The following is a 25,281-nucleotide window of genomic DNA, read 5'->3' on the forward strand; positions in this document are numbered from 1 at the left end:
TCAATCCCGCAGAAGGTCATTGATCGATGTCTTTGACCGGGTTTTTTCATCCACGCGCTTGACGATGACGGCGCAATAAAGATTCGGACCCGGTTCGCCATTGCCCATCGGCTTGCCCGGCATGCTGCCGGCGACGACCACCGAGTAGGGCGGAACTTCGCCATAGAAGATTTCGCCGGTGGCGCGGTCGACGATCTTGGTCGACTGGCCGATGAAGACACCCATGCCAAGCACCGCGCCCTCGCGCACGATACAGCCTTCCACGACTTCCGAGCGTGCGCCGATGAAGCAATTGTCCTCGATTACCACCGGGCCGGCCTGCAAAGGTTCGAGAACGCCGCCAATGCCGACACCACCGGAAAGATGCACATGCTTGCCGATCTGGGCGCAGGAGCCGACCGTTGCCCAGGTGTCGACCATCGTGCCTTCGCCGACATAAGCGCCCAGATTGACGAAAGACGGCATCAGGATCGCGCCGGGGGCGATATAGGCGGAGTGCCGCACGATGCTGCCGGGAACGGCACGGAAGCCACCCTTCTCAAATTCGTTCGCCGACCAGCGATCGAATTTTGATGGCACCTTGTCCCACCAGACGGACTCAGACGGTCCGCCCTTGACGATTTCCATCGGATTGAGGCGGAACGACAGGAGCACGGCCTTCTTCAGCCATTGATTGACGGTCCAATTGCCATCGGCCTGGCGTTCGGCGACGCGCGCCGCACCCTTGTCAAGGAGTTCAAGCGCCGCTTCGACCGCGTCGCGAACTTCGCCACGCGTGGCGGCGTTGACGCTGTCGCGCTCATCAAAGGCACGGTTGATGATGGTTTCGAGGGATGACAGGTCAGGCTTTGTCATTGAAAAGCTCCGTTACAGGCTGTTAAGGGTCGAGCCATAGGCTGTACGTAACGTGGCCCCCTCTGGATCGGCGCAAAAATTATGCGATGCGAAGTTGAGGGTCAATTCCAGGATTGCTGCTCTGCAGCATAAAATGACAGGACCGCGAGAAGATGATCCCGGAGGACAAGACCGGCTGGACGCCGCTGCCGCATTCAGATGAAGACCTGGAGCGGGCGAAACTCGTGCCGGACACGCCACAGACGCGCGCGCCGGCCTATCGGCTTGCGTGGGACGACGAAGATTTCATGACCCAGCGCGAATTGCGCGCGGTGCGTTTGCAGCTGGAATTGCTCAAGCCTGAAATGACGCTGGCCGAGCGTGGCATCCGCTCCACGGTCGTGCTGTTTGGCGGGGCGCGCATTCCCGAACCCGGCGGTGACGCCTGGGCGGCCAAGAACGAGACTCAGAAGAAGAACCTTCTCGCCAATGCCAAATATTACGAGGAGGCGCGCAAGTTCGCGCGGCTGTGCTCGGAATATTCAGCCACCACCTATTATCGCGAATATGTCGTCGTTACCGGTGGTGGGCCGGGCGTGATGGAGGCGGGCAACCGCGGCGCGGCGGATTGCGGTGCGCCGTCGATCGGCCTCAACATCGTGTTGCCGCATGAACAGGCGCCCAACCTTTATGTCACGCCGGAGCTATGCTTCAACTTTCACTATTTCGCGATCCGCAAGATGCACTTCATCATGCGCGCGAAAGCCATCGCCATCTTCCCCGGCGGCTTCGGCACGATGGACGAGTTCTTCGAGACGCTGACGCTGATCCAGACCGGCCGCATGGAACGCATGCCGGTGTTCCTGTTCGGCAAGGAATTCTGGAGCAAGGCGATCAACATCGACTATCTCGCCGAGCAGGGCACGATTTCGCCCGGCGATGAAGACATCATCGATGCGGTCGATACCGCCGATGAAGCCTGGGCGATCATCCGCGATTTCTACAAGCTCGCTTGAAAAAAAGGGCCGGTCGGCGTCTGCCGAGCGGCCCAGCGCCGTCAGCCGATATCGGCCAGAATGGTGTTGAGGAACGACGTCAAATCGTCGGTGACGAAATCGACATCGTCCTCAAAAGTCGGGTCCTGCTCCCAGATTTCCGAGAATGTCGGCTCGAAATTGCGCGGCACGATCAGGACTGTCGCCATCCCCATCGCTTTGGGAACCGACAGGTTGCGTGCCAGATCCTCGAACATCGCCGCATTGGGGGTGTCGACGCGATGCAGGCCGACAAACTTGTCGTAAGTTTCACGCGCCGGCTTGGGGGTCAGTCCCGCGGCCACGATATCGAAGATCTCGTCGAACTGGTCGAGGATGCCGAGCTGGCGCGCGGTGCGCTCCGCATGGCCGCGATCGCCATTGGTGAAGATGAACTTGCGTCCCGGCAGTGCCTTGATCGCCTCGCCCAGCGCCGGGTTCGGATCGACCCATGAATAGTCGATGTCGTGCACCTTGTTGAGGAAGTCGTCCGAATCGATGCCGTGACGGGTCATCAGACCGTTCAGCGTGGTGCCGTATTCCTTGTAGAGTTCCTTTTGCAGCGCGCGCGCTTCATCGCGTGGCAGCTGCAAAAGCTCCGACACATAGGCCGTCATCTTGACGTCGATCTGCGAGAAGAGGTTCGAGTGGTGGGGATAGAGCGTGTTGTCGAGGTCGAAAACCCACTCGGTGACATGCGCGAAACGGCGCGGATCGGGACTGTTGGTCATGGACGGAGCCTAGCCGAAAACCGGCTGCGAATGAAGCGGCTGCAGACACGTGGCGCGCTGCCTGTCGCGCGATACTTCAAGTTTAAAAGTTATCCCCAGAAAATTGCCGTGAATCCGGAAAATCGCCACTTCAATTAAAAATTCTGCCTGCGCGGAAAGCATCTCTTCACTTTCCTCGGGCAGTTTCGCGGCCTGAAAACTGGGGGAACTATGCGTAACATCGTCGTGAAGGCTGCCGCGCTTGCCGTCGCTGCGGCCATCTCATCATTCGCGCTGGTCATGACCGTAGTGCCTCTGCTCGGTGGCGTGGTGGAAGGTAATGCCATCGTGATGAGCGCTGTCACGCCACTCGTGGTCGCGTTCCCGGCCGGACTTTTCACTTTCTGGCAGCAGAAGCGGCTGCGCAATGCGTTGAGCGACCTGACTTTTGCGCACAATCGCCTTGCCGAAGCGCATATGGAGCTTGCGCGTGTGCATGCGCAATTGTCGGCCAAGGCGCGCCTTGACGACATGACCGGACTTCTCAACCGCGAGGCGTTTTTCGAGGCGTTGAAAAATGCGCGCCGCCGCACCGATGCGGGCGTTCTGCTGATCATCGATGCCGATAATTTCAAATATATCAATGATACGCACGGTCATCCTCAGGGTGACGTCGCATTGCTCTTGATGTCCGAAGCAATTGCAAAATCGGTGCGTGAGCACGATCTCGTCGGGCGTATTGGCGGCGAGGAGTTTGCGGCGTTCCTGGCGGGAACTGATACGGAAGAAGCGATGATCGTCGCCGAGCGTATCCGTCTCAGCGTCGAGGCCATCAGGTTTTCGCCCGGCGAGGGGCAGGTCCTGCCCCTGTCCGTCAGCATCGGCGCATCGCGCCTGAGAGCGCAGAATTCACTGTCTGATCTCATGCGCGAGGCAGACCGTCACCTGTATCTTGCCAAACGCAATGGTCGCAACCGGGTTGTCTTTGAGGGTGGAGCACCGCTCGCCGCCTGATGTGGCTCTTGCCACCGGGCCGTCGCGCGGGCTACGCCCACCTCGCAACCTGCGGGGGACGACATGGAACTCTGGATACCGATCACGATCGCTGCAGCTTTCCTGCAAAATCTGCGGTCGGCTGCGCAAAAACACCTGAAATCCGTGATGGGCACGACCGGAGCGACCTTTGTTCGCTTCGGGTTTGGTCTGCCCTTCGCCTTTGTCTATCTGTGGTTCCTGCATGTCGGTGCGGGCTATCGTATCCCTGCGATCAACCCGACCTTCCTGTTCTGCGTTTTCATTGGCGCATTCGCCCAGATTTCCGCGACCTTCCTGCTGATCTACCTGTTTTCCTACCGCAATTTTGCGGTCGGCACCGCCTATTCGCGTACCGAGCCCGCGCAGGCCGCCGTGTTTGCGTTGATCTTTCTCGGTGAGCGGCTGACGGCCGGCGCGATTGCAGCGATTGTCATCAGCGTGTTCGGCGTGATGCTGATTTCCGTCGCGCACATGCAGATGACATGGCGCAACCTTGTCGGTTCGCTGTTTGCCCGCAATTCGTTGATCGGCCTTGCTTCAGGCACACTGTTCGGCGTGTCGGCGGTGTCCTACCGCTCGGCATCCCTGGCGCTGGAAGGCCCGAATTTCATGATGCAGGCGGCCATGGTGCTGGTCTTCACGCTTTCCATCCAGACGATCGCGATGGGCGGCTGGATGGCGTGGCGCGACCGCGCCGAAATCGGCCGCATCGCCAAGGCGTGGAAGGTGGCGCTGTTCACCGGCTTTGTCGGTGCAACCGCCTCGTTTGGCTGGTTCATGGCGATGACGCTTCAGCAGGCTGCCGTGGTCAAGGCGCTGGCGCAGGTGGAGATGCTGTTCACCTTTGCCGCCTCGGTCTTTTTCTTCAAAGAGAAGATCAACCGGATCGAGACGGCTGGCTGCATCCTGATCGTTGCAGGAATTCTGGTGCTGGTCCTGCTTGGCTGATCGGGCGTGATCGTTCCCGGCTCAGGGAACGATCAGCGTGCCGGCGCCATGCTCGGTAAAGAGTTCGAGCAGCACGGAGTGCGGCGTCTTGCCGTTGAGGATGACGACGCCTTCCACACCGCGCTCGATCGCTTCGATGCAGGTCTCGACCTTGGGGATCATGCCACCAGAGATCGTGCCGTCGGCAATCAGCGCGCGCGCTTGCGCAACCGTCAACTCGTCGATCAGGTTCTTGTCCTTGTCGAGCACACCCGGCACGTCTGTCAGGAACAAAAGACGCGACGCGTTCAGCGCACCTGCAATCGCTCCGGCGAAGGTGTCGGCGTTGATGTTGTAGGTGTGGCCGTCGCGGCCCGGAGCCACCGGTGCGATCACCGGGATCATTTCCGAGCGGGCGAGAAGGTCGAGCAGCGTGCGGTCAACTTCAACCGGCTCGCCGACGAAGCCGAGGTCGAGCACCTTCTCGATATTGCTTTCCGGGTCTTTCACGGTCTTGCGCGCCTTTTCGGCGAAGACCATGTTGCCGTCCTTGCCGCACAGGCCGATTGCCCATTCGCCCTCGGCGTTGATCAGCGCAACGATTTCCTTGTTGATCGAGCCTGCCAGAACCATCTCGACGATCTCGACCGTCTTCTGGTCGGTGACGCGCAGGCCGCCTTCGAATTTCGATTCGATGCCCATCTTGGTCAGCATCGCACCGATCTGCGGCCCGCCGCCATGAACCACAATCGGGTTGACGCCCGACTGCTTCAACAGCGCGATGTCGCGCGCAAAGGCCTGTCCCAGCTCGGCATTGCCCATGGCATGGCCGCCATATTTCACCACGACGGTCTTGTTTTCGTAGCGCTGCATGAACGGTAGCGCAGCGGACAGGAGGTGAGCCTGTTCTTCGGCGGTGGCACGCTTTTCGGTGGTCATCTGGTCCTCTTGGTCCCGTCGGTAATGCCGCGGCGTCTTAGCCGCAAAAGCGGGTCTGCGCAAATGGTTCGCATTGTGGATGGGCGATCATGCAGGCAGATGGAACTGCGCCCGTCGCGCGCGCCAGCCGGAGATGTTTTCAAGCTGCGCGGCGAGCGAAAACAGCGTTTCCTCCTCGCCTGGCCTGCCGACCGCCTGCACGCCCAGCGGTAGGCCGTCGTCGGTGACATGCACCGGCAGCGAGATTGCCGGCTGGCCGGTGACGTTCTGGATTGCCGGCCAGTGGGTGAACCACAGGCTCTTGTCCATCAGCTGGTCGACGAAGCTGTCAAAGCGCAGCAGGAAGGTCAGCCGCAAATGGTCGAGCAGGGCTTCCAGAAAGGCGTCCGCGCCCTTGGCGTCCATGCCGCCGACCGGCACCGGCGGATGGGCAATCAGCGGCATCAGCACTGCATCGAAACGCGCGGTATGGGCAAGCAGCGCCCGTCCACTGGCCTGCAGTCGCTCCAGCGCGGCATAGGCTTCGCCGGCGGAGAGCAGTTCGCCAAGTCGGGCGATGATGCGCGAGCCGCGTTCGACGCTGCCAATGAGCTGGCGTCCGGCGCGCGCACTTTCCGTTCGCAGCATGCCTGCAATCGAGGATGCCACGATGCGGCAGAAATCGGCCATGAACGCCCGGTCGATCATCGGCAGCGAAATTTCCTCGACGCTGTGTCCGCCTTCCCTGGCGAGTGCGACAGCGGTGTCGAGCGCTTCCATCGTTTCGCGTGAGACCGGCAGGCCCAGCGGTGACTGACGATAGACGGCAAGCGTCAACGTGCCCGGATCGCGCGCTGCCGCCGAGGCGAAGGAGCGGCGCGGGGGTCTTGCAGCATAGGGGGCAAGGCCATCCGGCCCATGCGTCAGATCGAGCAGAAGCGCACTGTCGCGTACCGAGCGGCTGACGACATGGTCGACGACGAAGCCGTACCAGCTTTCGGAGGTCAGCGGCGTGGTCGGGGTGCGCCCGCGCGAGACCTTCATGCCGACAAGGCCGGTGGTAGAGGAGGGCACGCGGATCGAGCCGCCACCGTCCGAGGCATGGGCGACAGGCACAATGCCGGCAGCCACCAGCGCCGCCGCGCCGCCCGACGAGCCGCCGCTGGTGTGGGCGGTGTTCCAGGGATTGCGGGTGGTCCCGAAGGCAGCCGATTCGGTGACGAGCCGCAGACCGAACTCCGGTGTCGTGCTGGTCGCGATGGTGACGAGTCCGGCAGCGCGGTAGCGCTCGGTCAGCACCGAATCGAAATCAGGCACGAAGGGCGGTATCCGGCTGCCATTGTTGGTCGGCACGCCCTTCTGGACGATCCCGAGATCCTTGATTGCAAACGGCACACCGGCCAGCGGTGCATCGGCCGGAAGTTCGGCGACCTGCCTGCGTGCCTGATCGTACAGGCGTTCGGCGATGGCGTTGATGTCGGGATTTACCCGTTCCGCCCGCATGATCGCCGCCTCGACCGCTTCGCTTGCGCTCAGATCGCCGGCCTTGATGCGTTGGGCCAGACCGGTGGCGTCTTCGTTCCACAAAAGCTGTTCAATCGACATGTGCGCTCCCCCCTGCTATCTGACACGGTACCGTCGCCGCGATCAGGCTGCAATGTTGCTGCGCTCAATCAGCGCAACGTTCTGTCCGGCTGTCCAACTGGTGTAATTCTTGACGATGTTTGCAAGACTCTTTCGCAATAGCGGCGAAGCACGCCTCTGGAGCGCCGAAATTCGCGCGATGGCTGCGCTTGCCTGGCCGATGGTGCTGACCAATGTCGCCCAGACGGCGATGACGGTCACCGACGTGATGATGATGGGCTGGCTCGGGCCGACCGAGCTTGCAGCCGGCACGCTCGGCGCAAATCTTTACTTCTCGCCGTTCATTTTCGGCATGGGCCTGGTGCTGGCCGTGTCGCCGATGATTGCGTTTGAGCTGGGACGCAAGCGACATTCGGTGCGCGACGTGCGCCGCTCGGTTCGTCAGGGTTTCTGGATCGCCGGGTCGGTTTCGGTTCCGATCTGGGTGCTGCTATGGTTTGCTGAAGATATCCTTGTGGCGATGGGCCAGGATCCGGCGCTGTCGGCAGAGGCTGGCAGCTATGTCCGGGCGCTGCAGTGGGGCGCACTGCCGTTCTATTGTTTCGCGGTTCTGCGCTCGTTCATTTCGGCGCTGGAGCGGCCACGCTGGGCGATGTGGATCGTGGTCGGCGCGGTCGTGTTCAATGCCGTGTTCAACTACGGCATCATGTTCGGAAATTTCGGCTTTCCGCGTCTCGGTGTAGTGGGAGCCGGCGTCACCACCACGGTGGCGAGTACGCTGATGTTCCTGGCGCTGGCGGTGGTCGTCAGCACTGATCGCAAGTTCCGTCGCTACCGCCTGTTTGGTCGTTTCTGGCGCGCCGACTGGCCGCGCTATCGTGAAATGCTGCGCCTTGGTCTGCCGATTGCCGGTATCATGGCGTTCGAGGTGACGTTGTTTAATGGCGCAGCGTTGCTGATGGGGCTCATCGACGCGGTTTCGCTCGCCGCCCATGCCATCGCGATCCAGTTCGGCTCGCTGGCCTTCATGGTGCCGATGGGCATCGGGCAGGCGGTTACGGTGCGCGTTGGACGCGCCTATGGCGCCGGCGACCGCGGCGGCATCACCCGCGCAGGCTGGACCGCTTTCGCGCTTGGCATTGGTTTCATGATGTGTTCGGCGACGGTGATGATCACGCTGCCTGATGTCCTGATCAGCGCGTTCATCGACGCAAGCGATCCCAAGGCTGCCCCGATTGCAGCGCTGGCCGTGACGTTTCTGTCTCTGGCTGCGTTGTTCCAGATCGTCGATGGCGCACAGGCCGTCGGCGCTGGCATGTTGCGCGGCCTGCAGGATACGACCGTGCCGATGATCTATGCGGCTATCGGCTACTGGCTGGTCGGCATGCCGCTTGGTGTGACGCTGGCCTTTGGCTTCGGCATCGGTGGTGCCGGCATCTGGATGGGACTGGTGGCAGGGCTGGCTGTTGTCGCCGTGCTCCTGATATCGCGCTGGCTGCGGCGGGAAAAGCTGATCGCAGCACGCATGCCGTCGCCGCGATCTAGTGTCAGCTAGGAGGTCGCTCAGCGTCATCGCCAGCGCGCACGCGACGGGGTCGTATGATCGTCTTCGGCGCGCGCCACAGCCACATGAACGGCCGAGACAACGCGTCATGCGAAAGGAGAGCCACCAACCCGACAGCGATGAGGGCGGCAATGAATGAATCGCCCATCGCGCTGCTTAGAAAACTTTCTCGCAGCGATAACACAACAACTCCGTGTAGTATGAAGACCGACAGAGTTGTGGCACCGAAGCGGGTAAATGGCGTTGTCATCGGCGGGACAAGCATTGCCCCTGCCCAGATCAACAACGCGGCCAAAGCCATCAGTTGCAATTTTTCGAATGGCCCAAAAGCCGGATCATACAGCTGCCTGCCGTAGAGCCAGGACGATTCAACGCGACTGCCTTGGCTCATGAAGAAGACAAACGCTGACGCAAAAATTGCGATTGCCGTGTAGCGGAGTGCTTTTGTGTTGGGCGCAAATATTCTTCTTTCTTGAATAGCATATCCAGCGACGAAGAAAGGTGGCGGTTCGTTGCCAGCTGTAAAGCATCGGATCGTAATGAACCCATCCCGCGACGATGCTTATGGCGACGGCAAGCAAGACGGACACATAGCCGTAGCGCAAGAGCGGTAAAGAGGCTTTCCAAGCCAGAAGGCTGGCGAGGTACCAAAGCACCCAGCGAGGGTGGTGCAGATAATAGTCGAGCCCAAGAAAGTTGCCCGACATTGCGTCGCGTGTCGCGTACAGGCCTTGGGCGACGACGAGCACGAGCGCTATGCTGAGCAACTCAGATGCCCACTTCAGCCCGAATGTGCTGGACCGGGACAAATATCCGGCCAACAAAACGAATGCCGGCATGTGGAAGGCGTAGATGGTCTTATAGAGTGCAAGGGTGGTGGGGTTCGATAGCGCCGACTCGATGAGATGCCCGAAAACGACGATTGTTATGAGAATCGCTTTGGCATTGTCCAAATAATCCGATCGTTCCATCACAAACCCGCCAAACGTTCGGAATTTTCATGGGTGGAAACAATTCGATGCTCAAGGTCACGTGCGGCCTAAGCGGAATTTCAGGAACTGGTCACCGGCAAGGGTCTTGAAGCCGTATCAACCGCATCAGCCGCTCGCCATGGCTATGTGCAGATGACCGGTTCAGCCTCGATCAAAGCGCGGCAAGCGAATCTGAAAGATGGCGTCTCGCCTTAAAGCGGCTTTTTGATCCACTTCGAGATGACGCCGATCACGCCTTCGCGGAACAGCATGACGCAGACGACGAAGATGATGCCCTGAATGATCGTCACCCATGCGCCGAACGTCGCCAGATAGTTCTGCATGGTGATGATCACGGTCGCGCCGAGGATTGGCCCGAACACGGTGCCAAGGCCGCCGATCAGCGTCATCAGAACCACTTCGCCGGACATTGACCAGTGCACGTCGGTCAGCGAGGCAAGCTGGAACACGATTGCTTTGGTCGAGCCTGCAAGCCCCGCAAGCGCAGCCGACAGAACGAAGGTCGCCAGCTTGTAGCGGTTGACGCGATAGCCGAGCGAGACGGCACGCGGTTCATTTTCGCGGATCGCCTTCAGCACCTGCCCGAACGGTGAGTGGATGATCCGGTAAATTGCCAGAAGGCCGCCCAGTGTGATCGCCAGCACCACCCAGTACAGGGTGAAGTCGGAGCGCAGGCTGATCAGGCCGAAGAGATGGCCGCGTGGCACCGCCTGAATGCCGTCCTCACCGCCGGTGAACGGTGCCTGCAGGCAGAAGAAGAACACCATCTGCGCGAAGGCCAGCGTGACCATGGCGAAATAGATGCCCTGCCTGCGGATCGACAGCGCGCCGATGACAAGGCCGAGAACGGTCGCGGCCGCGGTGCCCAGAAGAATGGCGAGTTCCGGCGTCAGCCCCCAGGACTTTGCGCTATAGGCGCAGATATAGCTGGCAAAGCCGAAATAGGCGGCATGCCCGAACGACAGAAGGCCGGTGTAGCCGAGCAGAAGGTTGAACGCGCACGCAAACAGCGCAAAGCACATCACCTTCATGACGAAGACAGGGTAGAGCATGAACGGCGCGACGATGCCGGCAGCCAGCAGCGCGATGAAGATCGCGACGTGGTGGCGTGGCATGCCGCCGGTGGCCTGCTGCACCTTGATTCCCGATGTTGCGACGGCAGCGCTCATTATGCGGTCCTCCCGAACAGGCCAGCCGGCTTGATCAGCAGCACGATCGCCATGATGACGAAGATGACCACGGACGAGGCTTCCGGATAAAATACTTTGGTCAGGCCCTCGATCAGCCCGAGGCTGAACCCGGTAATGATGGAGCCGAGGATCGAGCCCATGCCGCCGATGACGACGACCGCGAACACGACAATGATGAGGTCCGCGCCCATGTTCGGGTTGACCGAGTAGATCGGCGCGGCGAGCACACCGGCAAAGCCGGCAAGGGCAACGCCGAAGCCATAGGTCAGTGTGATCATGCGCGGCACGTTGATACCGAAGGCGCTGACCAGCGTCGGGTTTTCGGTGGCGGCGCGCAGATAAGCGCCAAGGCGGGTCTTTTCGATCACGAACCAGGTGGCGATGCAGACCACCAGCGAAGCGAGCACGACCCAGCCGCGATAGTTCGGCAGGAACATGAAGCCGAGGTTCTGGCCACCGGAGAGCTGGCTCGGAATCGTATAGGGCAGGCCGGAGATGCCGTACTGGTTGCGCAGCACGCCCTGGATGATCAGCGCAAGGCCGAAGGTCAGCAGCAGGCCGTAAAGGTGGTCAAGGTGATAGAGCCGTTGTACCAGCAACCGCTCGATGATGACGCCGGTGATGCCGACGATCAGCGGTGCCAGAAGCAGCGCCCACCAATAGTTGATGCCCAGATAATTGAGCAGCATCCACGCGACGAACGCGCCGAGCATATACTGCGCGCCATGGGCGAAATTGATGATGTTCAGCAGACCGAAGATGATGGCCAGACCCAGACTCAGGATCGCATAGAACGACCCGTTGATGAGCCCGAGCAGCAGCTGGCCGAAAAGTGCCTGCGGCGGGATTCCAAGTAGTTCGAACATCCGGCGGTCCTGCTTTGAGGGAGGCATGGATTCGGGGCGCACCCCTGAAGGCGCGCCCCGAAAATCTGCATCTTACTTGACGAGCGGGCAGTTGCCGTCGGCCATCGGGCGGAAGGCTTCGGCTGCCGGGATCGTCTCAAGCGTCTCGTAATAATCCCACGGACCCTTAGACTGCTCCGGCGACTTGACGCGGAACAGGTACATGTCGTGGATCTTGCGTCCGTCCGCGCGGATCTCGCCCTTGCCGAACAACGGGTCGTCGGTGGGCATTTCCTTCATCTTGGCGACGACCGTGTCGGCATCGGTTGTCTTGGTGGCTTCGATTGCTTTCAGATAGTGCAACACGCCGGCATAAACGCCTGCCTGCACCATGGTCGGCTTGTCGCCATCAAGCTTTTCGAAGCGTGCCGACCATTCGCGCGTGCTGTCGTTCAGGTCCCAGTAGAAGCTTTCGGTCAGCACAAGGCCCTGTGCGGTCTGAAGGCCGAGCGCGTGAATGTCGCCGACGAAGATCAGCAGACCTGCAAGCGTTTGTCCGGCCTGCGTAATGCCGAATTCTGCTGCCTGTTTGATGGCGTTGACGGTGTCGCCGCCGGCGTTGGCAAGGCCGATGACCTTCGCGCCGGAAGATTGTGCCTGCAACAGGAACGACGAGAAGTCGGTGCCGGGGAACGGATGACGGACATGGCCGAGGACCTTGCCGCCAGCCTTTTCGACCACCGCCGCCGTGTCGCGCTCCAGTGCGTGACCGAAGGCATAGTCCGCGGTGAGGAAGAACCAGCTGTCGCCACCCTGCTTGACCATTGCCGAGCCGGTGCCATTGGCCAGCGCCCAGGTGTCGTAGGTCCAGTGAACGGTGTGTGGCGAGCAGGCGACGCCTGTCAGATCGGCGGTGCCGGCCCCGGAGTTGATGAAGGTCGCGTTGGCGCCCTTGACAATCTCGTTGACGGCGAGGGCGGCTGACGACGTTGGCACGTCGACGATGGCGTTCACGCCGTCCTGGTCGAGCCACTGACGCGAAATCGTCGAAGCAACGTCGGGCTTGTTCTGGTGGTCGGCGGAAACGATTTCGACCTTCATGCCCTTGGCAGCCGCGCCGAAATCTTCGACAGCCATGCGCGCCGCAACGACGGAGCCTTCCCCCGCCAGGTCGGCATAGATGCCGGAGCGGTCATTGAGTACGCCAATCTTGACGCTGATGTCCTGAGCAAATGCGCTGGACGCCATTAGCGATGCTGCCAGCGACGCGAGCAGAAATCCTGTTTTCCTCATGCCATTTCCTCCCAGATTGGCGTTGTCCGCCGGTTTGTTTTGCTACACGCCGAGATAGGCGTGCAGTTTGCCGATATTCGCCTCGAGTTCGGCGTTGGGGATCATGTCGATGACCTTGCCTTGCTCGACAACGTAGTGCCGGTCCGCCACGGTCGAGGCGAAGCGGAAATTCTGTTCCACCAGCACGATGGTGAAGCCCTGCTCCTTGAGCATCGCGATGGTGCGGCCGATCTGCTGGATGATCACCGGCGCAAGCCCTTCGGTCGGCTCATCCAGCAGCAGCAGCTTTGCGCCGGTGCGCAGGATGCGGCCGATTGCCAGCATCTGCTGTTCGCCGCCGGAAAGCTTGGTGCCCTGGCTGTGCAGCCGCTCCTTCAGGTTGGGGAACAGGGTAAAAATCTGCTCGACGCTCATACCGCCCGGCTTGACCTGCGGCGGCAGCATCAGGTTTTCCTCCACCGACAGCGAGGCGAAGATGCCGCGCTCTTCCGGGCAGTAGGCGATGCCTTCCTTGGCCACATGGCGCGAGGGGGCGTGCATCAGTTCCTTGCCCTGAAAGACGATTGACCCCTTGCGCTTGGGCAGAATGCCCATCACCGATTTGAGCGTCGTCGTTTTTCCTGCCCCGTTGCGGCCAAGCAACGTGACCACTTCGCCGGGACGAACATCGAAATTGATGCCGTGAAGGACGTGGCTTTCGCCATACCAGGCTTCCAGATTGCTGACGGTCAGCAGCGCATCTTCTGCGCCCGCCTGTGCTGTGATTGCGCGTGCAGCCTCAGCCATGGCCAGCTCCGATATAGGCTTCAACGACCCGCGGGTCTTTGGAGACGGTGGCATAGTCGCCTTCCGCCAGCACCTTGCCGCGCGCCAGCACCGTGATGGTGTCGGAGAGCGACGAGACGACAGACAAATTGTGTTCGACCATCAGGATGGTGCGATTGGCGGAAATCCGCTTGATCAGAGCAGCGATGCGGTCGACGTCCTCATTGCCCATGCCGGCCATCGGCTCGTCGAGAAGCAGCATTTCCGGATCGAGCGCCAGCGTCGTTGCAATTTCCAGCGCACGCTTGCGGCCATAGGAAAGGTCTGACGCCTCGGTGGACTCAAATTCGGAAAGTCCGACATCTGCCAGAAGGGCGCGGGCGCGGTCGTCGAAGTCGGACAACACCTTTTGCGAGCGCCAGAAGTCGAACGAGTCGCCGCGCTGTCTCTGCAGCGCGATGCGGACATTTTCCAGCGCCGTCAGATGCGGGAACACCGCCGAGATCTGGAACGAACGCACCAGTCCCAGCCGGGCAATATCGGCGGGCGACAGCGCCGTGATGTCCTGCCCCTTATAGGTGATCTTGCCCCTGGTCGGGGGCAGGAACTTCGTCAGCAGGTTGAAGCAGGTGGTCTTGCCGGCTCCGTTGGGGCCGATCAGCGCATGAATCTGCCCGCGCCGGACCCGAAGGTTCACCCCCTCGACAGCCAGAAAGCCCCTGAATTCCTTGGTAAGATTATCCGCAGCCAGAATGACGCCGTCATCCATTCACAACCTCGCTCACACGCCTTCCGTTTGCCGGTGGCGTTGTTCTGATGAGCCCCCTCCCAGGGTACTCCACTGCCTGTACCCCTCGTCATGACAAGGTCATGCCAAGCAAAACTTGCACAACGGACGGGCCGAATGCAAGGGGCGTAGAACTACGATATCGACTAATTCGAGAGTATTCGGCGCCGCTTGCCAAATGTAACGCTGTACAAGATGCATCATCCGCCTTTTGCATAGGCACATGTACTCTGTGCAAGAGGTTGTGTTGCATCTTCGGCGTTGATCGTCTGGACGATATTGTAATAGTCCCACTCGCTTTTGGACTGGTCCGGTGACTTGACCTCCACCAGATACATGTCTTTGACGAGGCGGCCATCCGCACGGACGCTGGCGCCGGGCGCGAAGAAGTCGTCGACCGGCATTTCCTTCATCTTCGCAGCGACCGTTGCGCCGGCGTCGGTGCCTGCAGCCTCTATCGCGCGCAGATAGTGGAGCACGGAGGAATAGGTTCCTGCCTGCACCATGCCCGGCATGCGTCCGGTCTTTTCCTGGAAACGCTTCGACCATTCGCGGCTGGCGTCATCGCGATCCCAGTAGAAGGCGGTGGTGGCGAGCAAGCCCTGCGCGGTCTCAAGCCCCAGCGCATGAATGTCGCTGATGACGATGACGAGGCCTGCCAGATTCTGACCGCCCTGGGCAATGCCGAATTCGCCTGCCTGCTTGATGGCGTTGATCGTGTCGGTGCCGGCATTGGCGAGGCCGACGATCTCCGCGCCTGATGACTGCGCCTGCAGCAGGTAGGATGAGAAGTCGGGCGAGCCGAGCGGGTGGTTGACGTTCCCGGCGATGGTGCCGCCGCCTTCCTCGACGACCCGCGTCAATTCAGCCGCCATCTGGTGGCCGAAGGCATAGTCGGCGGTCAGCAGGAACCACGATTTCTTGCCCTGTTCGAGAACTGCCTTGGCCGTGCCGACCGATTGCGAATAGGTGTCGAAGACCCAGTGGAAGCCGGTCGGCGAACAATCCGAATTGGTCAGTGCGGTGGTTGCCGGGCCGGTCATCAGCGTGATCTTGCCCTGTTCGCGGCCGATCGTGTTGACCGCAATGGCCACTGCCGAATTGGTCAGGTCGGCGATCGCGTCGACGCCATCGACATCGAACCAGCGACGCGCCAGCGCCGAGGCAACGTCTGCCTTGTTCTGGTGGTCTGCCGCAATGATCTCGACCTTCATGCCTTTGCCGGCCGCGTCGAAATCCTCAACCGCCATGCGGGCGGCTTCGACGGAGGTCAGGCCGCCAAAATCTGCGTAGGTGCCCGTCTGGTCGTTGAGGACGCCGATACGTACGACGCCGTCACTGAGGTCTTGCGCGCCTGCAAGAGCGGTGGAGGCAAGCAAGGCCGTTAACATGCCAAAACGTCTCATGATCTCCTCCCAGAGATGTCGCTAGGGAAGAAGTACAACAGACAATTTTGGCCTGGTCGACGTCACCTCACGCAAAGCTGTTGTGCGTAAATTGAATGACGGAGCTCATCAGAAGCGCGGTTGAGCGCTTGCACGCTACCGATAACAAACAAGTGATCGGTATACAATTTCATTTCACGCGATCGCTGTGGCTTGACGCAATTGCAAACGTCGCATTATGGTTTGGTCAGTTGACCTGATCAGATGACCAAATATGTTTGGTCGCGGGATCGGCAATGTGCGCGGGAGGCAGAATGACAACAGCGGCAAACAATGCGACGCGGCGTGATGTGCGATCCGACATCATGGATGCTGCTGAACGCGTGTTTGCAACGTTGGGATTCGCCGGAGCCACGACGCGCGCAATCGCCGACGAGGCCAAGGTCAATCTGGGGCTTATCCACTATCATTTCAGCTCCAAGGAAGCGCTGTTTGAGGAAGTCGTCGCGCGGCGCAGCAAGCAGGTGAACGATTATCGCCGCTTGCTTCTGGCGCAGGTTCTGGCCGAGCCGGGTGGTCCGACGCTGGAGCGCATTCTGGAAGCGCTGATGCGTCCGACGATCGAGATGAGCAACGAGCATGGCGGCGCTGGCCAGAGCTATTCGCGCATCATCGTCCAGATCGCCTCGGGCACCGACGAGCGCTCGATCCAGATGACCGGAGACAATTTCAACGCCATTGCGCGCGAGTTCATCGACGCATTGGATACACATGTGCCGGGCCTTGGCCGCGAAAACGCGGTCTGGTCCTACATCAATGCCATCTCGCTGGGCCTGCTGATGATGACTCGCACCGGGCGCATCACCGAATTGTCGGACGGGCTTTGCGATGAAGGTGACACGGCGGGATCGATTTCCCGCATCGTTCGATATCTCGCGGCCGGAACCAGATCTCTGGTTTCGACGGCGTGACAGGATCGGCGACACAATCGCCGAATTTCAACAAAGGCAAGGTATCCGGGAGGTTACTATGAAATTCAGAATGCCTATGACTGCTATTGCCGCCGCGCTGGCGGCTTCCGTCGCCATGCCGGCCGCAGCTGCCGAGATCAACGCGACGGTGGTGAACGGCCATCCGCCGGTGTTCCTGTGGGTGAAGCACCTCACCGAGACCTTCATTCCGACGGTCAACAAGGAACTGGAAGGCACCGACTACAGCTTCAAGTGGACCGAAGCCTATGGTGGTACGCTGGCGGCTGTCGGTGGCGAGCTTGAAGCCATCGAGGACGGCCTTGCTGAAATCGGCGCGGTCCCGACCGTGTTCGAGCCAACTGCACTGCCGCTGCAGAACGTGTCCTACTTCACCCCGTTCGGCACACCCGATGCGCAGATCGTCATCGACGCTGTCGACAAGCTGCACCAGGATATCCCCGGCATGATCGGATCCTGGGAAAAGTACAACGCCGAATATCTTGGCGGCGGCTTCGCCCTCGACAATTACGTGCTGATGACCAATTTCCCGGTCGAGTCGATGGATGATCTCAAGGGTCACAAGATCGGCGCTCCGGGCGCAGCGGTGAACTGGGTCGAAGGCACGGGCGCAGTCGGCGTCGCCGGCAACCTGACCACCTATTACAACGACATCCAGACCGGCGTGTTCGACGGCACCATCGTGTTCCCGACCGCTGCCGCCCCTGCAAAGCTGCAGGAAGTCGCCAAGCATATCCTCGTCACCGACTTCGGTGCGCAATATGCTGGTACGCTGGTTGCCAACAAGGAATGGTACGACGACCAGCCGGAAGTCGTGCAGAACGCGCTGCGCACGGCCGCTGCTGCCTACACCAAGGCTTACATCGCCGAGCAGACCCAGCGCGTCGAAGCTGCGCTGAAGCAGATGGAAGATGGTGGTGCCATCATCACCAAGCTCAGCGATGAAAATCGTGCCAAGTGGGCAGCCGCCCTGCCGCAGATTGCCGATGCATGGGCCAAGAACGCCGACGAGCAGGGTCTTCCCGGCTCGGAAGTGCTTGATGCCTATATCGGTCAGCTCAAGGACGCAGGCGTTTCGCTCGGTCGCGACTGGACCCAGCGCTAATCGACATCGGCTGCGGGGGAAAGCTCCCGCAGCCGCTCCTTCTTTCAATCAGGAAGAAAAATCGTGGCCACCACACCGGAAACCCCGACCGGAATACGCAGCTTTGACCTTGTCTTCAGGTTCGTCGATCGCGTCACGGCCGCGATGAGCATGATCGGCACTGCTGCCATCCTGTTCATCATGTGCCTCATCGTCGCCGACGTCGTCGGTCGCGCCTTCTTCAGCCATCCGCTGCCAGGGGTTCCCGAGATTGTCTCGATGCTGATCCTCGGCATCGTCTTTCTCCAGATCGCCAACACATTGTTGCGTGGTCGTCTGACGCGCGCCGATGGTTTTCTCATGCTTGTGCGTTCGAAGTCGCCGCGCCTGGAAGGTGCTCTGGATGCTTTGATGCATCTGTGCGGTGTCGGCCTTGTCGGCGTGCTTGTCTATGCATTCTATCCGCTGGCTGTCCGCAGCTATGGCCGCAACGAGATGGTCGGCACTGTCGGTCAGTTTCTGGCTCCCATCTGGCCGACCTATTTCGTCGTGTTGCTGGGTGCCATCATGCTGTGCCTCGCCTTCCTGCTGCGCGCGATGCAAATTTTCATTCTGACCTTCGGCAATGAAGCTGCCGGGGAGGAAACCCGATGAGCGGTTTTGAAATCGGCCTGTGGTCGCTCGGTGCGATCCTGTTCCTCATCTACACCGGCATGCACGTCGCGATTGCGCTGGCGCTGGTCTCGTTCTTCGGCATCTGGATCCTGCGCGACAATCCGGAACAGGCGGCCCGCATCCTGTCGCTGGCGGCTCGCGAGAGCATTTCCAGCTATCTGTTCGGCGTCGTCCCGCTATTCGTGCTGATGGGACTTGTCGTCAGTCGCGCCAATATCGGCCGTGATACCTTCGACGTCGCAACGCGGTTCCTTGGCAAGCTGCGCGGCGGCCTCGGCATCTCCACCGTTGGCGCCAACGCCATCTTTGCCTCGATCACCGGCATCTCGATTGCCTCTGCCGCCGTCTTCACCAAGATCGCGGTTCCCGAGATGATGCGTGCCGGCCATACCGCCAAGTTCTCCACCGGCGTCGTTGTCGGCTCATCGATCCTTGGTATGCTCCTGCCACCAAGCCTTCTGATGATCCTTTACGGCATTCTTGCCGAGCAGTCGGTTGGCGCGCTGTTCATTGCCGGCATCGGGCCGGGCATCCTCGTCACAGTCGTCTTCTGTGTCGGCATCTGGCTGATGGTGAAATATTGGCCCGGCTTCACCGGGGTTGCCACCACGCCGGATGTCTATGACACCAAGGGCCTCGCCGCCGTGCGGGAAGTCTTCAGTAAGCTCGCGCCGATCGTGGTGCTGGTCGGACTGGTGCTTGGCGGGCTTTATGGCGGCATCTTCACCCCCACTGAAGCCGGTGCCGTCGGCGCGCTCGGTGCGATCGTCATCGCTTTCGTCAAGCGCCGCCTGACGCCGAAGGTGCTCTGGCAGGTGACCATCGAGACCGGTCACATCACCGCGTCGGTCTGCTTCCTCATCATCGCCGCGACGATGTACAGCCGCATGCTGGCGCTGACCGGCCTGCCGACCTTCCTCACCGGCTGGATCGTTGGCATGGAGGTCGGCGTTTACGGCTTCCTGCTGTTCTACATCGCTGTGCTGGTCCTGCTCGGCACCATTCTGGATTCGTCGTCGATCCTGCTGATCACCGTCCCGCTCGCTTTGCCGGTGGCACAATCGCTTGGCATCGACCTGATCTGGTTTGGCATGATCACCATTCTCGCGGTCGAGATCGGTCTGCTGACACCACCGATGGGACTCTCCGTCTTCGTGGTGAAAGGATCGTTGGACGATCCGAATGTTCCGCTCAGGGACGTCTTCGTTGGCGCGGCGCCCTTTGCCGTGTTGATGTTGTTCGCCCTGTTCCTCATCGTGCTCTTCCCGAGCATCACTCTTGGCCTCCTGTAAGGAAAGACCGCATGGCTCGTCGCATTGTCGATATTTCCACGACCCTCAAGGCTGGGATCGCGTCCGATCCCAAGGGAACCGAACCGCAGATCACCTATATCGATCACCAGCAATCCGTCGGTCAGCTCACCGGATTCTTTCCGGGCCTGACCAAGGAGCAATTGCCTGCGGGCGAGGGCTGGGCAGTCGAGCAGCTCGTTGTCTCGACCCATAACGGCACCCATCTGGACGCGCCCTACCATTTCCACTCGACGATGGATGGCGGCAAGCGCGCTTTGACCATCGACGAAGTGCCGCTGGAATGGTGCTTCGGCCCCGGCGTCAAGCTCGACTTCCGCCATCTGCCGGACGGCCATGTCGTCTCCGCCGAAGAGGTCGAGGCTGAACTCGCGCGCATCGGCCACGAGATCCAGCCCGGCGACATCGTCGTGGTCAACACCTCGGCTGGCGCGAAATATGGCCAGGACGACTACCTCGCCTCCGGCTGCGGTATGGGCCGCGAAGCCACGCTCTACCTGACCAGCCGTGGCGTGCGCGTCACCGGCACGGATGCGTGGAGCTGGGATGCGCCATTCATCCATACCGCAAAGCGTTACGGCGAAACCAACGACGCGTCGCTGATCTGGGAAGGTCATCGCGCCGGCATGGAGATCGGCTACTGCCACATCGAGAAGCTGGGCAATCTCGATCAGCTGCCGGCCACCGGCTACATGATCGCCTGCTTCCCGTTCAAGATCGAGAAGGCTTCGGCGGGCTTCACCCGCGCCGTCGCGATCTTCGAAGAGTAATGACTACAGGGAGGACACCTACATTGTCATCGAAAGGACCGAACCCGCTCATCGGCTGGCAGGTCGACCGCGCGCAGATCAGGACCATCGGCACTGATTTGCAGCGGCCGGAATGCATCCTGGCCGAGCGCGACGGCACGCTGTGGGCGGCTGACGCGCGCGGCGGCGTGATGATGATCGCGCCGGATGGCTCGCAACAGCTGATCACCCAGTCGGTCAGCGGTCATTTCGACCTGTCCGGCGATCAGGCGCAAAGCCTTCTGACCGGTACGCTTCCGAACGGCCTCGCCTTTGCCGAAAACGGCGACATCCTGATTTCGAACTTCGGCACCGACTTGCTCGAAATCATGAGCCGCGACGGCCAGACGCGCACGCTCTACGACACCATCGACGGCAAGCCGATGGGCAAGGTCAATTTCGTCCTGCGCGATTCCAAGAACCGCATCTGGATCACCGTCTCGACCATGGTCAATCCGTGGAATGAGGCGATCCGCACCGGGCTCACCGATGGCTATGTCGCGCTGGTCGACGAGAACGGTATCCGCATCGTGGGCGATGGCTTTGCCTTCACCAACGAGATCCGTCTCGATGCCAATGAAGAGTGGCTGTACGTCGCCGAAACCTGCGCCAAGCGCGTGACGCGCCTGCGGGTGCAGCCCGATGGCTCGCTGACCGACCGCGAGGTCTACGGACCTTCGAGCCTCGGTGACGGGTTGATCGACGGCTTTGCCTTCGACGCCTATGGCAACCTCTGGTGCACGATGATCTTTGCCGACCGTCTTGTGGCGATCACGCCTGAGGGCGATGCGTTGACGCTGCTCGATGATGGCGATCCGGCGCTGACGGCGGCATTCGAAGCAGAGTTCGCCACCGGCGAGCCGATGCGCTTCGAAACGCTGGCGGCCTCGGGCGGCAAGATTGCGCCCTGGCTGGCCAGTGTCACCTTCGGTGGCCCCGACCTGCAAACCGTCTATCTCGGTAGCCTGAAGGGCAACACGATTCCCTATTTCCGTTCGCCAGTGGCAGGCTTGCCAATGGTTCATTGGTAAGCAACCGCTAACACAAGTAGAATTCAAGGAGATACCAAATGGCTAAACGCAAGGTCATCATTACCTGCGCCATCACCGGCTCGATCCACACGCCGTCGATGTCGCCGCATCTGCCGATCACGGCAGAGCAGATCGCCGACCACGCCATTGCGGCGTCGGAAGCCGGCGCTGCCGTCGTCCACCTGCACGCCCGCGATCCGCAGGACGGCCGCCCGGTGCAGACCGTCGAGGCCTACGAGCCGTTCCTGAAGGTGATCAAGCAGCGCTCCGGCGCCATCGTCAACATCACCACCGGCGGCGCGCCGACCATGCCGATCGAGGAGCGCGTCGGCCCCGCTGCGCACTTCCAGCCTGAAATCGCCTCGCTCAACATGGGCACGATGAATTTCGGCCTCTACCCGATGCTGGCCCGTTTCAAGGAGTTCAAGTACGACTGGGAGCGCCAGTATCTTGAAGCCTCGAAGGCCGGCGTGTTCAAGAACACCTTTGCCGACATCGAGTACATCCTGACCAAGTGCGCCGAGAGCGGCACCCGCTTCGAGATCGAGTGCTACGACATCGGCCATCTCTACACGCTGGCCCACTTCGTCGATCGCGGCATCGTCAAGCCACCATTCTTCGTTCAGTCGGTGTTCGGTCTGCTCGGCGGGATCGGCGGTCATCCGGAAGACGTGATGCACATGAAGCGCACCGCTGACCGCCTGTTCGGCGACCAGTATCACTGGTCGGTTCTGGGTGCAGGCCGCAACCAGATGCAGATCGCTGCGATGTCGGCTTCGATGGGCGGCAACGTGCGCGTCGGCCTGGAAGACTCGCTGTGGATCGGTGCCGGTCAGCTGGCAGAAAACAATGCCCAGCAGGTCACCAAGGTGCGCCAGATCATCGAAGGCCTCGGCCTCGAGATCGCAACGCCGGACGACGCACGCGAGATCCTGCAGCTCAAGGGCGGCGACCGCGTCAATTTCTAAAGCAATTCCAGCAAAAGTGCGACGCGGGTTTTGCGTCCGGAATTGCGTAGAAAATGGGTTTTGAGCTTTTCCACGATTCGAAGAAAAGTGGAGATAGTCTAGACGCACCTCATTAGCTCGCAAGTACAGCGCCGCCCTTCGGGGCGGCGTTCTGCTTTTTGGAAGCCATCTTTCTCGCGTGACCGGGCCGCCCGTTTGCGCTTATGCTCTGCTCGATCCGAATTTGCAGAAGGAATGGCAGAACGATGGATTTGGGTATCAGGGGCAAGACCGCGATCGTCTGTGGCGGATCGAAAGGTCTGGGACGCGGCTGCGCCGAAAAGCTGGCCGAAGCCGGGGTCAACATCGTCCTCAACGCGCGCTCGCCCGAGCCGCTGGCGCGCACGGCCGATGAGATCGCCAATCGCTATGGCGTCACCGTCACACAAGTTGCGGCGGATGTGACGACGCCGGAAGGGCGCGCGATGCTGCTTGAAGCGGCACCGCAGGTTGACATTCTGGTCAACAATGCCGGTGGGCCGCCTCCCGGCATGTGGCACGATTGGGGTGAGGATGAATGGCAGAACGCCGTCCGCTCCAACATGCTGACGCCGATCCATCTGATCACGGCGGTCCTGCCGGGCATGATCGAGCGCCGCTGGGGCCGGATCGTCAACATCACGTCCGGCTCGGTCAAGGCGCCGATTGCGGCGCTTGGGCTGTCGGGCGCAGCGCGCAGCGGCCTGACCGGCTTTGTCGCCGGCACCTCGCGGCAGGTGGCGCAATATGGCGTGACGATCAACAATCTGCTGCCCGGCTCGCATGAGACGGATCGCATCGAGGCGCTGATGCAGAGCACTGCACGCCAGAAGGGCATTTCTGTCGAAGAAGCGCGCGCCGCCGGCTATGAAGCCAACCCGACGCGCCGTTTCGGCACGTCGGAAGAGTTCGGCGCGACCTGCGCCTTCATGTGCAGCGTCTATGCCGGCTACATGGTCGGCCAGAACATCCTGCTCGACGGCGGCGCGATCAACTCAACGCTTTGAGTTGCGGCAGGGGGCTCACGCCACTTCGTGGAGCCCCTTGCTCTCGCCACGCCAGGCAAAGCGAGAATTGGCGATGTCAGCGTCATAGCAGTCCTGCAACGCGGCCGCCTCACGGGCCAGCGCATCGACGCCGGCAATGATGGTGTCGACCTTGTCGTCGCTCATCAGGACGGAGAAGTTCAGCCTGACCCAGCCCGGCTTGACGATATCCTCGCCGGCACGGATGCGCGCGAACAGCGATGCAGACTCGTCCTCATTGATGTCGAGCAGGCGGTGCGCATAGCTGCCGGCACAGGCGCAACCACCGCGCACCTGAATGCCATACAGATCGCTCAGCATGCGGGTGAACAATTGGTGATGGACCAGTTCGCCGTTGTTGTCGCGAATGCGGAACGAGAAGATCGGCAGCGCTTCCGCCTCGGTGTCGCAGCCCAACAGCTCGATCATCGGATTGTTGCGCCACACTTCCAGCGCGCGGGTGCGCAGTTCTGCGCCGCGCTCCTGCATGAACGCTTCACCGATCTTGTGCTTGACGATCATCGACAATGCGGCCCGGATGTCGCCGATGACGTTCGGCGTGCCGCCTTCTTCGCGGTTGCGCAGATCGGTCGAATAGTCATGTCCCCATGGCGACACGAAACTGACGGTGCCTCCGCCGGGCAGGGTTGGCGTCTGCCGTCGCACCATCGAACCACGGACGATCAGGACGCCCGATGCGCCGGGTCCACCCGGAAATTTGTGTGATGAAAACACGATGGCGTCCTTGGCCGCGTCGGTGCCGCTCATCATCTGCATCGGCAAATAGGGGCCAGCGCAGCCAAAATCCCAGATCGCCACGGCACCATGACGCTTCAACAGCCGGGTCACCGCGTCTGTGTCGGTCACGATGCCCGTCACATTCGAGGCCGCCGAAAAAGTTCCGACGATGAGGTCCGCGCCTGCGGCTGCGGTCAGTTCGCGCTCCAGCATTGCCAGATCCGGGCCGCCTTCGCGGGCTTCTGCGATCTCGATCACCTCAGCGCCGCTTTCGCGCCACGGCAGCATGTTGGAATGGTGCTCATAAGGCCCCATCAACACGACCGCGCGTCCGCCCTTCGCGGTCAGCTCGGCAATGTCGAGCAGACCCACCAGCCGGTTGATGCCGGCGGTGGAGCCCGAGCCTGCAAACACCACGCTGCAGTCGTCTTCGGCACCGGTCAGCTGCGCGATCCTTGCGCGCGCTTCTTCGCGCATGCTGGTGCAATAGGAGCCGACGAACGAGGCCTGCGTATGCGTATTGGCGTAATAGGGCAGCACATGCTCCTGCACGAAATCCTCGACCTGTCGCAGGGCCCGCCCGGAGGCGACATAGTCGGCGTAAATCAGCGGTACCGGACCGCGTGGTCCGTCAAGCATCACATTTTCGCCGATCAGTCCGGCGCGCAGTTGCGCAATCACATCGTTGCTGGAAAGGGAGGCTTCAAAATCGGTCAGGGCTGTCATGGCAATCTCGCAAGTTGATGGCGGCATGATAGAACGAATGAGGGTGCGAATTCATTACCGATTACC

The 25,281-nt window shown here is 61.1% G+C and carries 25 protein-coding genes; 12 read left to right on the forward strand and 13 right to left on the reverse strand.

Translation table 11 applies throughout. The features are described from left to right. Complete coding sequence (gene dapD / locus BMZ42_RS07630; protein WP_091520580.1) at positions 1-855, reverse strand: 2,3,4,5-tetrahydropyridine-2,6-dicarboxylate N-succinyltransferase; 855 nt, start codon at positions 853-855, stop codon at positions 1-3. A gap of 152 nt (positions 856-1,007) precedes the next feature. Here dapD and BMZ42_RS07635 point away from each other — a divergent pair, with 152 nt between their 5' ends. Beyond that, positions 1,008-1,850, forward strand: a complete 843-nt coding sequence (locus tag BMZ42_RS07635; protein ID WP_091520582.1) for an LOG family protein — start codon at positions 1,008-1,010, stop codon at positions 1,848-1,850. A gap of 41 nt (positions 1,851-1,891) precedes the next feature. On the opposite strand, the gene BMZ42_RS07640 is transcribed toward BMZ42_RS07635, so the two are convergent. Both BMZ42_RS07640 and BMZ42_RS17970 read right to left on the reverse strand, forming a co-directional pair. Further along, positions 1,892-2,599, reverse strand: a complete 708-nt coding sequence (locus BMZ42_RS07640) for a pyrimidine 5'-nucleotidase (protein WP_091520585.1) — start codon at positions 2,597-2,599, stop codon at positions 1,892-1,894. 9 nt (positions 2,600-2,608) lie between these two features. Beyond that, entirely contained in the window at positions 2,609-2,761 is a 153-nt protein-coding gene (locus BMZ42_RS17970; RefSeq protein ID WP_175556660.1) for a hypothetical protein, read from the reverse strand. A 48-nt stretch (positions 2,762-2,809) separates the two neighbouring features. Here BMZ42_RS17970 and BMZ42_RS07645 point away from each other — a divergent pair, with 48 nt between their 5' ends. Together BMZ42_RS07645 and BMZ42_RS07650 are read left to right on the forward strand one after the other, a co-directional pair. Next, positions 2,810-3,592: a GGDEF domain-containing protein gene (locus BMZ42_RS07645; RefSeq protein WP_091520589.1), complete on the forward strand. Its 783-nt coding sequence runs from the start codon at positions 2,810-2,812 to the stop codon at positions 3,590-3,592. Positions 3,593-3,655: 63 nt separating this feature from the next. Further along, positions 3,656-4,561, forward strand: coding sequence for a DMT family transporter (locus BMZ42_RS07650; RefSeq protein WP_091520591.1), 906 nt, complete (start codon positions 3,656-3,658; stop codon positions 4,559-4,561). A gap of 21 nt (positions 4,562-4,582) precedes the next feature. Here the strand turns inward: BMZ42_RS07650 and argB are convergent, their stop codons facing one another. Both argB and BMZ42_RS07660 read right to left on the reverse strand, forming a co-directional pair. Next, complete coding sequence (argB, locus tag BMZ42_RS07655; RefSeq protein ID WP_091520593.1) at positions 4,583-5,479, reverse strand: acetylglutamate kinase; 897 nt, start codon at positions 5,477-5,479, stop codon at positions 4,583-4,585. 87 nt (positions 5,480-5,566) lie between these two features. After that, positions 5,567-7,063, reverse strand: coding sequence for an amidase (locus BMZ42_RS07660; RefSeq protein WP_091520595.1), 1,497 nt, complete (start codon positions 7,061-7,063; stop codon positions 5,567-5,569). Positions 7,064-7,178: 115 nt separating this feature from the next. Here BMZ42_RS07660 and BMZ42_RS07665 point away from each other — a divergent pair, with 115 nt between their 5' ends. Next, positions 7,179-8,597, forward strand: a complete 1,419-nt coding sequence (locus BMZ42_RS07665) for an MATE family efflux transporter (protein WP_244523196.1) — start codon at positions 7,179-7,181, stop codon at positions 8,595-8,597. 377 nt (positions 8,598-8,974) lie between these two features. On the opposite strand, the gene BMZ42_RS18235 is transcribed toward BMZ42_RS07665, so the two are convergent. The 7 genes from BMZ42_RS18235 to BMZ42_RS07705 all read right to left on the reverse strand — a co-directional run bounded on the left by BMZ42_RS18235 (position 8,975) and on the right by BMZ42_RS07705 (position 15,884). Further along, a complete protein-coding gene (locus BMZ42_RS18235; protein ID WP_091520599.1) occupies positions 8,975-9,577 on the reverse strand; it encodes an acyltransferase family protein in 603 nt (200 codons plus the stop codon). 212 nt (positions 9,578-9,789) lie between these two features. Further along, entirely contained in the window at positions 9,790-10,713 is a 924-nt protein-coding gene (locus BMZ42_RS07680; protein ID WP_244523200.1) for a branched-chain amino acid ABC transporter permease, read from the reverse strand. A 53-nt stretch (positions 10,714-10,766) separates the two neighbouring features. Next, positions 10,767-11,654 (reverse strand): branched-chain amino acid ABC transporter permease, encoded by an 888-nt coding sequence (locus tag BMZ42_RS07685; protein ID WP_091520603.1) that lies wholly within the window; start codon positions 11,652-11,654, stop codon positions 10,767-10,769. Positions 11,655-11,726: 72 nt separating this feature from the next. Then, positions 11,727-12,926, reverse strand: a complete 1,200-nt coding sequence (locus BMZ42_RS07690) for an ABC transporter substrate-binding protein (RefSeq protein ID WP_091520606.1) — start codon at positions 12,924-12,926, stop codon at positions 11,727-11,729. Positions 12,927-12,968: 42 nt separating this feature from the next. After that, positions 12,969-13,712, reverse strand: coding sequence for an ABC transporter ATP-binding protein (locus BMZ42_RS07695; RefSeq protein WP_091520608.1), 744 nt, complete (start codon positions 13,710-13,712; stop codon positions 12,969-12,971). Then, positions 13,705-14,460 carry an ABC transporter ATP-binding protein gene (locus BMZ42_RS07700; protein WP_091520611.1) on the reverse strand — a complete coding sequence of 252 codons (756 nt, stop codon included), beginning with the start codon at positions 14,458-14,460 and terminating at the stop codon, positions 13,705-13,707. The genes BMZ42_RS07695 and BMZ42_RS07700 overlap by 8 nt, the downstream gene beginning before the upstream one ends. Before the next feature lie 218 nt (positions 14,461-14,678). Then, complete coding sequence (locus BMZ42_RS07705; RefSeq protein WP_091520613.1) at positions 14,679-15,884, reverse strand: ABC transporter substrate-binding protein; 1,206 nt, start codon at positions 15,882-15,884, stop codon at positions 14,679-14,681. Between the two features lie 293 nt (positions 15,885-16,177). Between BMZ42_RS07705 and BMZ42_RS07710 the strand changes: the two genes are divergently transcribed. The 8 genes from BMZ42_RS07710 to BMZ42_RS07745 all read left to right on the forward strand — a co-directional run bounded on the left by BMZ42_RS07710 (position 16,178) and on the right by BMZ42_RS07745 (position 23,733). Continuing rightward, positions 16,178-16,834, forward strand: a complete 657-nt coding sequence (locus BMZ42_RS07710) for a TetR/AcrR family transcriptional regulator (RefSeq protein ID WP_175556661.1) — start codon at positions 16,178-16,180, stop codon at positions 16,832-16,834. Positions 16,835-16,904: 70 nt separating this feature from the next. Continuing rightward, positions 16,905-17,957, forward strand: a complete 1,053-nt coding sequence (locus tag BMZ42_RS07715) for a C4-dicarboxylate TRAP transporter substrate-binding protein (protein ID WP_175556662.1) — start codon at positions 16,905-16,907, stop codon at positions 17,955-17,957. Between the two features lie 63 nt (positions 17,958-18,020). Further along, a complete protein-coding gene (locus BMZ42_RS07720) occupies positions 18,021-18,590 on the forward strand; it encodes a TRAP transporter small permease subunit (protein ID WP_091520620.1) in 570 nt (189 codons plus the stop codon). Next, positions 18,587-19,903 (forward strand): TRAP transporter large permease, encoded by a 1,317-nt coding sequence (locus tag BMZ42_RS07725; protein WP_091520623.1) that lies wholly within the window; start codon positions 18,587-18,589, stop codon positions 19,901-19,903. Before BMZ42_RS07720 ends, BMZ42_RS07725 begins: the two co-directional genes overlap by 4 nt. Before the next feature lie 11 nt (positions 19,904-19,914). Continuing rightward, positions 19,915-20,691 (forward strand): cyclase family protein, encoded by a 777-nt coding sequence (locus BMZ42_RS07730; protein ID WP_091520625.1) that lies wholly within the window; start codon positions 19,915-19,917, stop codon positions 20,689-20,691. Between the two features lie 23 nt (positions 20,692-20,714). Further along, positions 20,715-21,740, forward strand: a complete 1,026-nt coding sequence (locus tag BMZ42_RS07735; protein WP_210185207.1) for an SMP-30/gluconolactonase/LRE family protein — start codon at positions 20,715-20,717, stop codon at positions 21,738-21,740. A 38-nt stretch (positions 21,741-21,778) separates the two neighbouring features. Further along, complete coding sequence (kce, locus tag BMZ42_RS07740; protein ID WP_091520630.1) at positions 21,779-22,708, forward strand: 3,5-dioxohexanoate:acetyl-CoA acetone transferase; 930 nt, start codon at positions 21,779-21,781, stop codon at positions 22,706-22,708. 245 nt (positions 22,709-22,953) lie between these two features. Continuing rightward, positions 22,954-23,733 carry an SDR family oxidoreductase gene (locus BMZ42_RS07745; RefSeq protein ID WP_091520631.1) on the forward strand — a complete coding sequence of 260 codons (780 nt, stop codon included), beginning with the start codon at positions 22,954-22,956 and terminating at the stop codon, positions 23,731-23,733. A gap of 15 nt (positions 23,734-23,748) precedes the next feature. Here the strand turns inward: BMZ42_RS07745 and BMZ42_RS07750 are convergent, their stop codons facing one another. Next, positions 23,749-25,215 (reverse strand): aminotransferase class V-fold PLP-dependent enzyme, encoded by a 1,467-nt coding sequence (locus BMZ42_RS07750; RefSeq protein ID WP_091520634.1) that lies wholly within the window; start codon positions 25,213-25,215, stop codon positions 23,749-23,751. Between the last annotated feature and the right edge of the window lie 66 nt (positions 25,216-25,281).

The sequence above is a fragment of the Aquamicrobium aerolatum DSM 21857 genome, assembly GCF_900113935.1.
Classification (GTDB): Bacteria; Pseudomonadota; Alphaproteobacteria; order Rhizobiales; family Rhizobiaceae; genus Aerobium; species Aerobium aerolatum.

Bases quoted from the DNA above. Each gene is read 5' to 3' on its own strand.
- dapD (WP_091520580.1), bottom strand. From the start codon at position 855: ATGACAAAGCCTGACCTGTCATCCCTCGAAACCATCATCAACCGTGCC.
- BMZ42_RS07635 (WP_091520582.1), top strand. From the start codon at position 1,008: ATGATCCCGGAGGACAAGACCGGCTGGACGCCGCTGCCGCATTCAGAT.
- BMZ42_RS07640 (WP_091520585.1), bottom strand. From the start codon at position 2,599: ATGACCAACAGTCCCGATCCGCGCCGTTTCGCGCATGTCACCGAGTGG.
- BMZ42_RS17970 (WP_175556660.1), bottom strand. From the start codon at position 2,761: ATGCTTTCCGCGCAGGCAGAATTTTTAATTGAAGTGGCGATTTTCCGG.
- BMZ42_RS07645 (WP_091520589.1), top strand. From the start codon at position 2,810: ATGCGTAACATCGTCGTGAAGGCTGCCGCGCTTGCCGTCGCTGCGGCC.
- BMZ42_RS07650 (WP_091520591.1), top strand. From the start codon at position 3,656: ATGGAACTCTGGATACCGATCACGATCGCTGCAGCTTTCCTGCAAAAT.
- argB (WP_091520593.1), bottom strand. From the start codon at position 5,479: ATGACCACCGAAAAGCGTGCCACCGCCGAAGAACAGGCTCACCTCCTG.
- BMZ42_RS07660 (WP_091520595.1), bottom strand. From the start codon at position 7,063: ATGTCGATTGAACAGCTTTTGTGGAACGAAGACGCCACCGGTCTGGCC.
- BMZ42_RS07665 (WP_244523196.1), top strand. From the start codon at position 7,179: ATGTTTGCAAGACTCTTTCGCAATAGCGGCGAAGCACGCCTCTGGAGC.
- BMZ42_RS18235 (WP_091520599.1), bottom strand. From the start codon at position 9,577: ATGGAACGATCGGATTATTTGGACAATGCCAAAGCGATTCTCATAACA.
- BMZ42_RS07680 (WP_244523200.1), bottom strand. From the start codon at position 10,713: ATGCCACGCCACCACGTCGCGATCTTCATCGCGCTGCTGGCTGCCGGC.
- BMZ42_RS07685 (WP_091520603.1), bottom strand. From the start codon at position 11,654: ATGTTCGAACTACTTGGAATCCCGCCGCAGGCACTTTTCGGCCAGCTG.
- BMZ42_RS07690 (WP_091520606.1), bottom strand. From the start codon at position 12,926: ATGAGGAAAACAGGATTTCTGCTCGCGTCGCTGGCAGCATCGCTAATG.
- BMZ42_RS07695 (WP_091520608.1), bottom strand. From the start codon at position 13,712: ATGGCTGAGGCTGCACGCGCAATCACAGCACAGGCGGGCGCAGAAGAT.
- BMZ42_RS07700 (WP_091520611.1), bottom strand. From the start codon at position 14,460: ATGGATGACGGCGTCATTCTGGCTGCGGATAATCTTACCAAGGAATTC.
- BMZ42_RS07705 (WP_091520613.1), bottom strand. From the start codon at position 15,884: ATGAGACGTTTTGGCATGTTAACGGCCTTGCTTGCCTCCACCGCTCTT.
- BMZ42_RS07710 (WP_175556661.1), top strand. From the start codon at position 16,178: ATGACAACAGCGGCAAACAATGCGACGCGGCGTGATGTGCGATCCGAC.
- BMZ42_RS07715 (WP_175556662.1), top strand. From the start codon at position 16,905: ATGCCTATGACTGCTATTGCCGCCGCGCTGGCGGCTTCCGTCGCCATG.
- BMZ42_RS07725 (WP_091520623.1), top strand. From the start codon at position 18,587: ATGAGCGGTTTTGAAATCGGCCTGTGGTCGCTCGGTGCGATCCTGTTC.
- BMZ42_RS07730 (WP_091520625.1), top strand. From the start codon at position 19,915: ATGGCTCGTCGCATTGTCGATATTTCCACGACCCTCAAGGCTGGGATC.
- kce (WP_091520630.1), top strand. From the start codon at position 21,779: ATGGCTAAACGCAAGGTCATCATTACCTGCGCCATCACCGGCTCGATC.
- BMZ42_RS07745 (WP_091520631.1), top strand. From the start codon at position 22,954: ATGGATTTGGGTATCAGGGGCAAGACCGCGATCGTCTGTGGCGGATCG.
- BMZ42_RS07750 (WP_091520634.1), bottom strand. From the start codon at position 25,215: ATGACAGCCCTGACCGATTTTGAAGCCTCCCTTTCCAGCAACGATGTG.